Annotated in this window: 15 protein-coding genes; 9 read left to right on the forward strand and 6 right to left on the reverse strand. The window is 67.0% G+C overall.

Annotated features, from left to right (window positions below):
* Positions 1–79: 79 nt before the first annotated feature.
* Positions 80–328, reverse strand: coding sequence for a hypothetical protein (locus AC5QAB_RS15110; protein ID WP_014648700.1), 249 nt, complete (start codon positions 326–328; stop codon positions 80–82).
* Between the two features lie 182 nt (positions 329–510).
* Between AC5QAB_RS15110 and AC5QAB_RS15115 the strand changes: the two genes are divergently transcribed.
* The 3 genes from AC5QAB_RS15115 to AC5QAB_RS15125 all read left to right on the forward strand — a co-directional run bounded on the left by AC5QAB_RS15115 (position 511) and on the right by AC5QAB_RS15125 (position 2,833).
* Positions 511–1,005 carry a lipocalin family protein gene (locus AC5QAB_RS15115; RefSeq protein ID WP_032958822.1) on the forward strand — a complete coding sequence of 165 codons (495 nt, stop codon included), beginning with the start codon at positions 511–513 and terminating at the stop codon, positions 1,003–1,005.
* A gap of 13 nt (positions 1,006–1,018) precedes the next feature.
* Positions 1,019–2,227: an NAD(P)/FAD-dependent oxidoreductase gene (locus AC5QAB_RS15120; protein WP_049441947.1), complete on the forward strand. Its 1,209-nt coding sequence runs from the start codon at positions 1,019–1,021 to the stop codon at positions 2,225–2,227.
* A gap of 126 nt (positions 2,228–2,353) precedes the next feature.
* Complete coding sequence (locus AC5QAB_RS15125) at positions 2,354–2,833, forward strand: hypothetical protein (RefSeq protein WP_014038776.1); 480 nt, start codon at positions 2,354–2,356, stop codon at positions 2,831–2,833.
* 83 nt (positions 2,834–2,916) lie between these two features.
* Here AC5QAB_RS15125 and AC5QAB_RS15130 read toward each other — a convergent pair whose 3' ends face one another.
* The gene (locus AC5QAB_RS15130) at positions 2,917–3,351 is read right to left on the reverse strand and encodes a PepSY domain-containing protein (protein ID WP_065178854.1); all 435 of its coding nucleotides are present in this window, start codon (positions 3,349–3,351) and stop codon (positions 2,917–2,919) included.
* A gap of 145 nt (positions 3,352–3,496) precedes the next feature.
* Here AC5QAB_RS15130 and AC5QAB_RS15135 point away from each other — a divergent pair, with 145 nt between their 5' ends.
* The 3 genes from AC5QAB_RS15135 to AC5QAB_RS15145 are packed head-to-tail and all read left to right on the forward strand — an operon-like array spanning position 3,497 to position 5,762.
* Complete coding sequence (locus AC5QAB_RS15135) at positions 3,497–3,787, forward strand: PepSY domain-containing protein (RefSeq protein WP_049403791.1); 291 nt, start codon at positions 3,497–3,499, stop codon at positions 3,785–3,787.
* On the forward strand, positions 3,787–4,446 hold the full coding sequence (locus AC5QAB_RS15140; RefSeq protein ID WP_495233485.1) for a response regulator transcription factor: 660 nt from the start codon (positions 3,787–3,789) through the stop codon (positions 4,444–4,446). Before AC5QAB_RS15135 ends, AC5QAB_RS15140 begins: the two co-directional genes overlap by 1 nt.
* The gene (locus AC5QAB_RS15145) at positions 4,443–5,762 is read left to right on the forward strand and encodes a sensor histidine kinase (protein ID WP_169411307.1); all 1,320 of its coding nucleotides are present in this window, start codon (positions 4,443–4,445) and stop codon (positions 5,760–5,762) included. Before AC5QAB_RS15140 ends, AC5QAB_RS15145 begins: the two co-directional genes overlap by 4 nt.
* A gap of 163 nt (positions 5,763–5,925) precedes the next feature.
* On the opposite strand, the gene AC5QAB_RS15150 is transcribed toward AC5QAB_RS15145, so the two are convergent.
* Positions 5,926–6,246, reverse strand: a complete 321-nt coding sequence (locus tag AC5QAB_RS15150; protein ID WP_014648707.1) for a DUF6122 family protein — start codon at positions 6,244–6,246, stop codon at positions 5,926–5,928.
* A 37-nt stretch (positions 6,247–6,283) separates the two neighbouring features.
* Complete coding sequence (gene speA, locus AC5QAB_RS15155) at positions 6,284–8,173, reverse strand: arginine decarboxylase (protein WP_014648708.1); 1,890 nt, start codon at positions 8,171–8,173, stop codon at positions 6,284–6,286.
* A gap of 191 nt (positions 8,174–8,364) precedes the next feature.
* Here speA and speE point away from each other — a divergent pair, with 191 nt between their 5' ends.
* On the forward strand, positions 8,365–9,219 hold the full coding sequence (gene speE, locus AC5QAB_RS15160; RefSeq protein WP_008268330.1) for a polyamine aminopropyltransferase: 855 nt from the start codon (positions 8,365–8,367) through the stop codon (positions 9,217–9,219).
* Between the two features lie 124 nt (positions 9,220–9,343).
* Here the strand turns inward: speE and AC5QAB_RS15165 are convergent, their stop codons facing one another.
* Complete coding sequence (locus AC5QAB_RS15165) at positions 9,344–10,249, reverse strand: aspartyl/asparaginyl beta-hydroxylase domain-containing protein (RefSeq protein WP_032954620.1); 906 nt, start codon at positions 10,247–10,249, stop codon at positions 9,344–9,346.
* A 435-nt stretch (positions 10,250–10,684) separates the two neighbouring features.
* Here AC5QAB_RS15165 and AC5QAB_RS15170 point away from each other — a divergent pair, with 435 nt between their 5' ends.
* Positions 10,685–11,344 (forward strand): RIO1 family regulatory kinase/ATPase domain-containing protein, encoded by a 660-nt coding sequence (locus AC5QAB_RS15170; protein WP_032958814.1) that lies wholly within the window; start codon positions 10,685–10,687, stop codon positions 11,342–11,344.
* A gap of 125 nt (positions 11,345–11,469) precedes the next feature.
* Here the strand turns inward: AC5QAB_RS15170 and AC5QAB_RS15175 are convergent, their stop codons facing one another.
* The gene (locus AC5QAB_RS15175; RefSeq protein ID WP_005411374.1) at positions 11,470–11,808 is read right to left on the reverse strand and encodes a P-II family nitrogen regulator; all 339 of its coding nucleotides are present in this window, start codon (positions 11,806–11,808) and stop codon (positions 11,470–11,472) included.
* Between the two features lie 155 nt (positions 11,809–11,963).
* On the opposite strand from AC5QAB_RS15175, the gene ubiK reads away from it, so the two are divergent.
* On the forward strand, positions 11,964–12,215 hold the full coding sequence (gene ubiK / locus AC5QAB_RS15180; RefSeq protein WP_005419983.1) for a ubiquinone biosynthesis accessory factor UbiK: 252 nt from the start codon (positions 11,964–11,966) through the stop codon (positions 12,213–12,215).
* Positions 12,216–12,286: the final 71 nt, after the last annotated feature.

The following is a 12,286-nucleotide window of genomic DNA, read 5'->3' on the forward strand; positions in this document are numbered from 1 at the left end:
GCGCGGACCACCGCGCCTGCGCGCGACTATACGGCAGAGCCGGTCAAGGCCGGATGGGCGGCCCCGCCAGCGTCGCGCATCAGTACTTCAGGCGAAGCTCTTCCACCGTCGGCTGCTGCAGCGCATACCAGTCCTGGAACTCTTCCTCGGTGATCTCATCGGGCGCGTACACCGCCACCGGGTGCCAGTCGTGGTCGGTCGGCAGCGGCTGGCGCGGGCCGGCGCGCAGGCTGTAACTCACACCTTCGTAGTCGACCAGTTCGTCGACCTGCGGCCACTGTTCGCGCGCGAACGCAGATTCACTCTTCAACAGGATCACCTGGTACATCGGCACCTCCACCTCGGTTGGATCAGGAAAACACGGCGCTGGCGGCAGGATACCCCCAGGCCGGTGACAACGGGCGCTCCGCCGGGGCGACGGAACGTTCTGGACACGGCCATCGCCCCGGCTTCACCCGCCCATGGCAAGGCCATCGGCATCGTGGAGGCCCACCCCTGCCACGACCGCCGATGACCGAGCACCCGCCGCTGAAAACCGTCGCCGACCTCAAGCTGCCGCGCTACCTGGGCACCTGGTACGAGATCGCACGCCTGCCGATGCGCCACGAGCCGGAAGGCTGCACCGACGTATCGGCGCACTACACCCTGCTCGACAACGGCAATGTCGGCGTCACCAACCGCTGCCGCATGGACGGCGAGATCGAAGAGGCCACCGGCGAGGCCTGCGCTGTCGACAACGACAGCGCGCGGCTGGAGGTCAGCTTCCTGCCCAAGGGCCTGCGCTGGCTGCCGTTCGCCAAGGGCGACTACTGGGTGATCCAGATCGCCCCGGACTACAGCGTGTCGCTGGTCGGCAGCCCGGATCGCAAGTACCTGTGGCTGCTGGCGCGCGAGCCGCGCCTGGACGCGACCGTGCAGGACCATTATCTGGCGGCGGCCCGCCTGCAGGGCTTCGATCTGTCCGAACTGATCCAGACGCCACATACCGGCAAACCCACAGCCTGAGCCCCACGCACGCATGGACCTGAAAAGCGGTTACCCGTGGTGGGCCGTACGCAACGGACTGATCCAGGCGTTCCCCCCGCTGGAGAAGGATCTGCGCTGCGACGTGCTGGTGGTCGGTGGCGGCATCACCGGCGCGCTGATTGCCGACGAGCTGTCCCACCATGGCCATGACGTGGCCGTGATCGAGCAGCGCGATATCGGTTGGGGCAGCACGGCCGCGAGCACCGCGCTGCTGCAGTACGAGATCGATACCCATCTGCTCGAACTGGCCGAACGCTACGGGCAGGACGCCGCAGCACGGGCGTACCGGGCCTGCGCGGAGGCAATCCCGGCACTGGGCGAAGTGGCACGCGGGTTGAAGGACGTGGATTTCCAGCGCATGGACAGCCTGTACCTGGCCAGCCGCCATCGCGACGTGCCGCGCCTGATGGCCGAAGGTGAGGCGCGGCGCAGCATCGGCCTGGATGCCCGCTGGCTGGACCGCGAAGCGCTTCGCGAGCGTTTCGACGTGGATGCCGGCGGCGCCCTGCTGACCCGCCAGGCGGCGCGGGTCGATCCCTACTGTCTCACCTACGGCCTGCTCAAACGAGTGCGCCGCCGCGGCGGCCATGTGCACGACCGCACCGTGCTGCACACGCTCAAGCCTGGCGCGCAGGGCGTCACCGCGATGACCGAGGCCGGCGCCTCGGTCCGTGCCCGCCACGTGGTCCTGGCCATGGGCTATGCCAACCAGACGTGGCTGGAACAGCGGGTTGCGCGCAACCGCAGCAGCTATGCCTTCATCACCGATCCCATCGAAGCGGACGTGCTCGGCAGGCTGCGCAACACGATGGTGTGGGAAAGCGCCCGCCCGTACCTGTACCTGCGCGCCACCGGCGACCGCCGCCTGCTGGTGGGTGGGCTGGACGACGCCATCGATATCCCCGCCCGGCGCGACCGGCGCGTTGATGGCAAGGCCGGCAAGCTGATGAAGCAGCTGCGGCACTGGTTCCCACGGCTGGATCCGATACCCGCCTTTTCCTGGGCCGGCACCTTCGCCGAAACCGCCGACGGCCTGCCCTTCTTCGGCCCGCACGCGCAGTGGGGACCGCGGGTCCATTTCGCCATGGCCTACGGCGGCAACGGCATCACTTATTCGATGATCGGCGCCCAGCTGCTGCGGGCCCGGATCGAGCGGCGCAGGCATGCGCTGGAATCGCTGTTCGGGTTCGAACGGTTGTAGCGTGCAGCTAGGCATGACCTGGCTCTACCGCAAGCGGGCGCCGACAGGCATCATTCAAGCAACCCCTGCTAGCGTCGGCCTGTACCGCCGCGTGTTGCGTGGCCACCTGTCCGCTGGAGCGCCGTCATGATCCGCCCCCTGACCCTGCTGCTGTGCCTGGCCCTGCCGGGAACCGTGCTGGCCCAGTCCGCCGCTGGCGCCACTGCGCCGCAGGCTGCCGGCCTGGACTTGACGCTGCCGCAGGCGCCGATGCGCTACCTCAACGACCCGGCCCTGCAGCAGGACCCGCCCGGCACCTATTACGGTGACAAGAGCGGCCCGCGCGTGCACGACGATGCGAAGATCGCCGACGTGACCGACGACAAGGTCAAGGTGTCCGGCAGCTTCACCACCGGCATCGGCTATTCGAAGAACGGCGGCAACAGCCACTACAACGCGGCCACGCTGAACCTGAGCAAGAACTACACCACCGATGAAGGCAAGACCCACGGGGTCAACCTCAACATCCACGTGAGTGAGGGCAAGGGCCCGGGCTTCTTCGGCCCGTATGGCGGCTACTACGGCCGCGGGCCTGGCTGGGATTACCCGCCGCCGTACGGCTGGTAAGCCAGCCCCTGTAGAGCCGAGCCCATGCTCGGCTACGGTTGGCCGCAAAGCCGAGCATGGGCTCGGCTCTACAGAGGCCAACGTCAATCCAGCCAGCCATCGCGCTCGCTGTGCAGGATGCGGCCGTCATAGCCGCTCAGGCGCACCTCTACCTTCTGGTTGCGGGCATTGCGGGCTTCCAGCGACCAGGTCGCACCATCGCGTTCCAGCGAATGGATCTCGCGCAGGCCATGCGACTGCGCCCGTGCCAGCACCTGCTCGGTAGTCAGCAGCGCGCGGCCGCTGTGCTCATCGAAGATCTCGCCGGTCTTCGGGTCCACGTAGACCTCGCTGAAGCGGCCATCGGCGCGGCTCACGTCAGCCTCCCACAGGCCATCATCGCGTTCGATCTCGTGGATCTGGGTGTAGCCGGCCTTGCGCAGGGTCTGTTCAACCTGGGCCATGCCCAGCGGCGCGGCCTGTACGGCCGGCGCGACGGCAAGCAGGGCAACAGTGGCGAGGGTGAGCGACTTCAACATGGGGGTTCTCCTGTTCGTTGCCGGACCATCCCGGCAACGCCACGATGCATGGCCCGGTTAACAGCGCCTTAGCCGTGGCTGTTAGCCGGCTGTTAGTCATCCCCGCCACACTCGCGCCTGTACCCCTCTCTCTTTCCTTACCCGCATGCTCGCCACCCTGCCCCTGCTGCTGGCCCTGGCCAACGCCCCGACCGCCGCCGCGCCCCTGCAGGACCCGGCGCAGCAGGTCGCGCGTCGCGCCGTGCAGCAGGGCCGCTACGTGCCGCTGGAGAGCGTGGTGCGCGATGCGCTCAAGCGCTACCCGGGCCAGCTGCTGGAAGTGGAGCTGGACGACGGCGTCTACGAAGTGGAGATCCTGCGCGGCGACGGCGTAGTGGTGGAGCTGGACTATGATGCGCGCAGCGGAAAGCTGCTGAAGACGGAGCTCGACGACTGATGCGCATCCTGTTGGCCGAAGACGATGCCGCACTGGCACAGCGCCTGGTGCCCCTGCTGGAACAGGCCGGCTACGTGGTGGCGGTGGTCGCTGACGGCCGCGAGGCCGAAGAAATCGGCCAGATCGAAGACCTGCAGGCCGCCATCGTCGACCTCGGCCTGCCCGGGCTGGATGGACTGAGCGTGATCGAGCGCTGGCGCGGCAACGGCCGGGGGTTTCCGGTGCTGGTGCTGACCGCGCGCGGGCGCTGGCACGACAAGCTGGCCGGCTTCGATGCCGGTGCCGACGATTACCTCACCAAACCCTTCCAGGCCGATGAGCTGGTGCTGCGCCTGCGCGCCCTGATCCGCCGCAGCCATGGCCACGCCAGCCCGCGCCTGCACTGCGGCCCGCTGCAGCTGGACGTCAACGCCGGCCGCTTCGAGCTGGATGGACAGCCGCTGCCACTGAGTCCGCAGGAATTCCGCCTGCTCAGCTACTTCATCCACCACAGCGGACAAGTGATCGGCCGCGACCGGCTGGGCGAGCAGGTATTCGACGGCGGCCACGACCCGGACTCCAACGCACTGGACGTGCTGCTCGGACGCGTGCGCCGCAAGCTCGGCATCGATCTGATCCAGACCGTGCGCGGCCAGGGCTGGCGGCTGGCCGAGCCATGAACCGGCAACCGTCGCTGCGGCGGCGCCTGCTGCTGGCCGGCGGCGTCGGGCTGCTGCTGGTCTCGCTGCTGGCCAGCGCTCTGCTGGGCGAGCTGTTCAAGCGCAGCGCGCGCGACCGCCTCGACCACGAACTGCAGCAGGACATGCTGACCCTGCTGTCACAGGCCGAAGTGGACCCGGACGGGCAGTTGCGCCTGCGCCAGGAACCCAATGATGCGCGCTTCCAGCGCGTGTTTTCCGGTGCCTATTGGCAGATCGCCGGTGCCGATGGCCGCGTGCTGCTGCAGTCGCGCTCGCTGTGGGATGAAACCCTGCCGGCGAAGGCCGCCGGGCCGGCCACGCGCAATCTGCCCGGGCCGCTGCAACAATTCCTGCGTGCACGCGTGCAGCAGGTGCGCCTGCCACGCGCCAGCGAACCGTTCGTGGCCGTGGTCGCCACCGACCGCAGCGCGCTGGATGCCGATGTTGCCGCGTTCCGCAAGCGCACCGCCATCGCACTGGGCGTGCTGGTCGCGGCGTGGCTGGCGGTGCTGGCCAGCCAGGTGCACTTCGGCCTGCGCCCGCTGCATCGCCTCGGTGCGCAGCTGGAACGGGTACGTCGCGGCGATGCGCAGCGCATCGACACACAGGGACTGGGCGCGGAGGTCGCACCGCTGGGTGAGGAACTCAACGCGCTGCTGGACCACCAGCAACGCATGGTCGCGCGTGCGCGCACCAGTGCACAGGATCTGGCGCACGCGCTGAAGACTCCACTGAGCGTATTGGCCACCGAAGCTGACAGCGACGGCACGCATTGGCGTGCCACCGTGCGCGAGCAGAGTGCGCGCATGCAGGCCAGTGTTGACCGTTACCTGGCTGCAGGACTGGCTGCCGACCATCGCCAGCGCACCGACGTGGCGGCCGTCGCACAGGCGATGTGCCGGCTGATGGCACGCGTGCATGGCGAACGTGGCATCACGTTCACGGCGGCAGGCATCGATCCGGCGCTGCAGTTCGCCGGCGCCAGTGCGGATCTGGAAGAGATGCTGGGCAACCTGCTGGACAATGCCGGGCGCTGGGCGCAACAGCAGGTCACTGTCGAAGCGGAAACCAGCGAAGGGCAGCTACGCGTCGAAGTGCGCGACGATGGCCCCGGCCTGGCCGCAGACGCGCTGGAACGGGTCACCCAGCGTGGTGTGCGGCTGGACGAGCGCGAAGGCAGCAGCGGGTTGGGCCTGGCGATCGTGGGCGATATCGCCGCCAGCTATGGCGGGCGGTTGCAGCTGGAAAATGCACAGCCGGGCCTTCGTGCGACGCTGTGGTTGCCGGTGGCGTGACGCGGCCAACCCAACGGTGGGTAGTGCCGGCCGCTGGCCGGCAGCCACGTGATCACCGGGAACACCCAGCGGAAGCCGGCCAGCGGCCGGCTCTACCGAGCGCCAATCCGACCGGTCGCCGTACACCCGGTAGGTGTCGACCTTGGTCGACACACATCAAACATCAACGGTGATGCATCCACCAGCAATCAATCGCGTCCAGCAATATGTGGATGATCAAACCGATGCCGAACAACCGCGTTTTCTTCGGCACGCACAGCCCGGCATAGACTGCGATGGCCGGTGCGGTGTGCAGCGGGTGGAACCCGATGCTGCAGCGGTTCGGTGCATAGATCGGGTCGGCCAGCAGATGGTCCAGGTCGATGATCCAGCCCAGCAGCATCAGCAGCCACGCCGAGGCAAAGCGCTTGCGCCAGAACAGCCATGCCAGCAACGCTGGCACGGCGGCATGCAGGAACAGGTGGAAGATCGCGCGCGCGCTCATCGGCAACGGTGGCGCCGGGCAAACCCGGCGCCGTCCATCACACCAGCGGCTCGTCGGACAGGTAGGTGTAACCGGTCAGGCCGGCTTCCAGCGCGTCCGACAGTTCCTGTGCGCGTTCCGGCGACAGCTGCGCTGCAGCCACGCGCTGCGCATAGGTCGCACGCAGTTCGTCCAGGCGGTAACCCACGTAGTCCAGCATCACGTCGGTGGTGTCGCCGCGGCGCTGCTGGGTGATGGCATAGCCATCGGCATCGGCCAGCACTTCCACCGCGTCGGTATCGCCGAACAGGTTGTGGATGTCGCCCAGGATTTCCTGGTAGGCGCCGACCATGAAGAAGCCGATGCGATAGCTCTCGCCCGGCCTCATCTTGTGCAGCGGCAGCGAGCTGTCCAGGCTCTCGTTCTCGACATAGGTTTCCACCATGCCGTCCGAGTCGCAGGTCATGTCGGCGATGATGCCGCGGCGGTCCGGGGTTTCATCCAGGCGCTCGATCGGCACGATCGGGAACACCTGGTCGATCGCCCACACGTCCGGGATCGATTCGAACACGCTGAAGTTGACGAAGTACTTGTCGACCAGGCGCTCGTTCAGTTCGTCCAGCACCGGGCGATGGCTCTTCTCGTCGTAGCTCAGGCGCGCACGCACGCCATGGGCGATGGCGTAGAACAGGTCGTCGATGCGCGCACGCTGCGGCAGGTCGATCTGGCCCAGCGCGTAGCTGGCCAGGCCTTCGGCATGGAAATGCTGCGCTTCCTGGAACAGTTCCACCGCCGGGCGCACGTCCAGTTCGTCGTGGATCTCGCGCAGGTGGCGGATCGCCGCCGGCTCGTCGTCGTGCTGGTCCGGCACGCGGCCTTCCTGTGCCTCTTCCACTTCCGACACGTTGGCGATCAGCACCGCGTGGTGCGCGGTCATTGCGCGGCCGCACTCGGTGACGATGCGCGGCGGGGTCAGGCCGAACTCTTCGCAGGCATTGGCCAGCGGCTGCACGATGTTGCTGGCGTAGGAATGCAGGCCGTAGTTGATCGAGCAGAAGCTGCGCGAACGGGTGCCTTCGTAATCCACGCCCAGGCCACCACCCACGTCGACGTGGGTGATCTTCGCGCCCAGGCGCGACAGCTCCACGAAGTAGCGGGTGGCTTCGCGCATGCCGTTGGCGATGTCGCGCACGTTGGAGATCTGCGAGCCCATGTGGAAGTGCAGCAGGTTCAGGCAGTCGGCGTACTCGGTGTCACGCAGCGACTTCCACAGGTCCAGCAGCTGGCGCGGCGACAGGCCGAACTTGGCCTTGTCGCCACCGCTGTTCTGCCACTTGCCGGCGCCCAGCGAGGCCAGACGCATGCGCACGCCCAGGCCCGGCTTCACGTCCAGCGCCTTGGACTCTTCCAGCACCAGCTTCAGCTCGGACGGCTTCTCGATGACGATGAAGGTCTGCAGGCCCAGCTTGCGGCCGATCAGGGCCAGGCGGATGTACTCGCGGTCCTTGTAGCCGTTGCAGACGATCAGGCCACCCGGGCGGGACAGCGCCAGCACGGCCATCAGCTCGGGCTTGCTGCCCGCTTCCAGGCCGAAGCCTTCGCCGTGGTGGCTGGCCAGGGTGCCGGCCACGCCGCGGGTCTGGTTGACCTTGATCGGGTACACGGCGGTGTAGCCGCCGCTGTACTCCCAGTCCTGCTGGGCCTGAGCGAAGGCCGCCTGCAGCTTGCCCAGGCGCTGGCCGAGGATGTCCGGGAAGCGCACCAGCAGCGGCAGCTTGGCACCGGCCGCGCGCGCAGCGTCCACCACCTTGGGCAGCGATACCACCGGGCCGTCCGCCCCGGTCGGTCTCACCACCATGTGCCCGGCCTGATCCACGTCGAAGTAACCGTCCGCCCAATGCGGGATCGAGTAGGTCTTGCGGGCTTGGTCGAGGGACCAATCGGTCATTTCAGTCGGCCTTGTTGGCAATAAAAGGGGGGGCATGATAACGCCTATATGCCCACAGGTTCGTTATCATGCGCGCCCGCGCCCGTGACAGGTTCCAACCTGAACGGGCCGATCCGTCCGGATGTGGCATCTGTGCCACGCGGCCCCGCCCGCCAGCCCGGCTCCACCCCTCCGAACAGGACTGTTTTCCAATGACTGACAGCAACAACTGGTACATCGAACACTTCGAGCGCACCGGCTCGGCCATCGGCTACCGCATCACCGGCAAGCTGGACGAGGTGCAGTCGCCGTTCCAGAAGATCGAGATCTTCCAGACCACCGACTGGGGCAACCTGATGACCATCGACGGGGCCATCATGCTGACCAGCAAGGACAACTTCTTCTACCACGAGATGATCAGCCACCCGGTGCTGTTCACCCACGCTGCGCCCAAGCGCGTGGTGATCATCGGTGGCGGCGACTGCGGCACCCTGCGCGAAGTGCTCAAGCACAAGGGCGTGGAGAGCGTGACCCAGTGCGACATCGACGAGCAGGTCACCGTGATGGCGCGCAAGCACTTCCCGGAACTGTGCGACTCCAACGATGACGCCCGCGCCGAGCTGCTGTTCGACGACGGCGTAGCCTACATGGCCAACTGCCCGGCCGGCAGCGTGGACGTGGTGATCGTTGATTCGACCGACCCGGTCGGCCCCGGCGAAGGCCTGTTCAACAAGGCCTTCTACGAGAGCTGCTTCAAGGCCCTGAAGGACGACGGCATCCTGGTGCAGCAGTCCGAATCGCCGCTGATGCAGCTGGACCTGATCAACGAAATGCGCACCGAGATGGGCAAGGCCGGCTTCGGTTCGTTCAAGACCCTGCCGTTCCCGCAGCCGTGCTACCCCACCGGCTGGTGGAGCGTGACCATGGCGCGCAAGGGCGACAGCAGCTTCGACTTCCGCCAGGCCGACTCGGCCGCCAAGACCTTCAACACCCTGTACTACACCGCCGCGCTGCACACCGGCGTGCTGGTGACCCCGCCGTTCGTGCAGGCGGCACTGAAGGGTTGATCCAAACAAAAACCCGCGCTGGCGACAGCGCGGGTTTTCTGCTTTCTGTAGAGCCGAGCCCACGCTCGGCTGCTCTTCGGACAGGTTGCGGTAAACCCAGCCGAGCATGGGCTCGGCTCTACAGTCAAAGCGCCCAGATGCCCGCAATCACCGCCACCACCAGGCCCCACTTGATCAGCTGGTAGGCCACCACGCTGCGCTCGCGCAGTGCCTTGGCCTTCAGGCGCACCTTGTAGACACTGCCGAACGCCTTGTTGACGCCACCGGTCGGGTCACCCGGCAGGTTCGGCGATGCACCACCGGCCAGCAGCGTGGCCGCCACCGCGCGGTTGAACAGGCCCGGCAGGCCGAAGCGCAGCGGGCGGGCGATGTCGCAGAACAGGATCACCCGGTCCTGCTGCGTCTCGTTGTGCGCATGGTGGATGTAGGTCTCGTCGAACATCATCCACTCGCCGTCGCGCCAGCTCTTCTTGATGCCGTCCACTTCGATGTAGCAGGCATCGTCGTTGGGCGTGCTCAGGCCCAGGTGCAGGCGCAGCGAGCCAGCGAACGGGTCGCGGTGCGGGCGCAGCTCACTGCCCGGTGGCAGCTGCGCGAACATCGCCGCACGCACGTCCGGGATCGACTCGATCAGCGCCGTGGTCTTCGGGCACAGCGTCTTCGCGGACGGGTGCGACGGGCCGTACCACTTCAGGTAGAAGCGCTTCCAGCCACGACGGAAGAACGAATTGAAGCCGGCATCGTTGAACGTGCTGGAGGCAGCGATCTTCTGCGCGTCGCGCAGCGCCAGCGCCTCGTCGCGGATCATCTGCCAGTTCTGGCGCAGCGGCTCCAGCTGCGGGAACTCTTTGCCCGGGTCCAGGAACGGCGTGGTCGGCACCTTCGAGAACATGTACATGACCACGTTGATCGGGGCCATGAAACTGGAGTGGTCCAGCAGCTGGCGCGACCAGCGCGCGCGGACCTTGCCACGGAAGTGGATGTACAGCACGCAGGCCACGAACAGCGCTGCAATGACGATTTTGATGATCAAAGCACTTTCCTCCAGCCGCGGCCGGAACGGGAAACGGGGCGATGCACGGCCAGGCGGCCAGCACCGGTTCGGAACGCGGCAGGGGACGGGGACGTGCCGGAGGGGGCGGCCGCCGATGTCGCGGGTTAACAGCTTATGGTCGGCAGGGCGTGCGCCGGGGTCAAGCCGGACGTGCGTGGCGTTCAGCGCGCCGCCGATGAATGGGCTGGAAGCGCGCCCAACTCATTGATTCACCGGGGCAAACCTTCTAAGTGAGACGGAATTGTCCGATTCTGCGTGACGAACTGTTCCAGCCACGACCCCGACATTTCTCCGACAAATCGTGGAATAGCGAACTGGCGAGTACTAAAATTAACGAAAACTTAGTAACTCCCTGTAACACCGGTTCGCTTGACGCTTTGCGCCACCCACCGGGTCGTCCGAGACCCCGACATGCATCTTCCTGCTCTTCCCCCCTCCTCCTGCGGCAATGATGCCGCCTCCCCGCTGCTGCTCAAGCGCGGCGAACGTTTCCTGGCCCCCGACGTCTACCGCACCTGCCTGGACGGGCGCGAGGCGGTCATCAAGGACTACTCCCGCTACCGCGGCACTCCCGTTTCGCTGATCGCGCGGCTGATGGTGCGCCGTGAAGCACGCATGCTGCAGCGCCTCGGCGGCTGGAAGCATGCCCCCGCGCTGCTCGGCACCCTGGGCGGCCTGGCACTCGGCATGGAGTTCATTCCCGGCCAGACCTTGAGCACCGCGCAGGCCGTCGGCAATGACGTGTTCGAGCAGCTGCAACACGCGCTCAGCCGCCTGCATGCCGCCGGCATCACCCACAACGACCTGCATGGCACCAACGTGGTGGTCAGTGGCGGCGTGCCGGTCCTGCTGGATTTCACCTCCGCCTGGCGCGTACCCCGCTGGTTGCGCCGTGGCCCGCTGAGCCGGCAGATGCGCCGCAGCGACATGAAGAACCTGCTGAAGATCCGCCAGCGCGTGACCGGCCAGGCGCCGAGTGCCGCGCAGGCCGCACTGGTGGCCGACCCGGGCTGGGTCGCCGCCGTGCGCCAGGGCTGGAAGCGGTTCTACAAGTGGGCCAAGCGGCGGTAGGGGTCGAGCTCGCTCGACCGCTTTACCGCTCTTTGTAGAGCCGAGCGCGCGCTCGGCTGCTGTTCCTGCATCGCGCGAAATGCAGCCGAGCATGGGCTCGGCTCTACAACATCCCGCCGAGCGGGTTACAACGCGTCCGCGTCCAACTCGCCGGTACGGATACGCACCACGCTGCCCAGGTCGTACACGAACACCTTGCCGTCACCAATCTTGCCGGTGCCGGCGGCCTTCACGATGGCCTCAACCACCGCCTCCACCTGGTCATCGGTCACCGCCACTTCCAGCTTCACCTTCGGCAGGAAATCGACCACATACTCCGCGCCACGGTACAGCTCGGTGTGGCCCTTCTGGCGACCAAAGCCCTTCACTTCCGTCACCGTGATCCCGGTAACCCCACGCTCGGCCAGCGCTTCGCGCACGTCGTCGAGCTTGAACGGCTTGATCACCGCCATGACCATCTTCATCGTCTATCTCCTGTCTTCCGGCGTGGAGGATAGCGCCTGAACACGGCCCGTGCGAAGCCGCTGCCGCCTGTCCGGGCAGTGGGTGCCGGCAGTATCCTTGTGCCCGAACGGCCTGCCCGCGCCGGATGCACGGGCCCACCCCCACGGAGCACCCCATGATCGACCTGAATCAAATCGATGACCTCGCCCGTCGCCTCAGCGACCTGGTGCCGCCGGGCCTGCGCGAATCGCGCGAGGAACTGCAGGCCACCTTCAAGAGCGCGCTGCAGGCCGGCCTGGCCAAGCTCGACCTGGTCACCCGCGAGGAGTTCGAAGTGCAGCGCGCCGTGCTGCTGAAGACCCGCCAGAAGCTGGACGCGCTGGAAACCGCCGTGCGCGAGCTGGAAGGGCGCGGCGCCGCAGAATGAAAAAAGGAGGCGCACTGCGCCTCCCGTTTACAGATTATTTCCCGGATGGGGCCTTGCAGCAAGGCCCACCG

Source organism: Stenotrophomonas sp. YJH_SMC_127 (assembly GCF_059372445.1).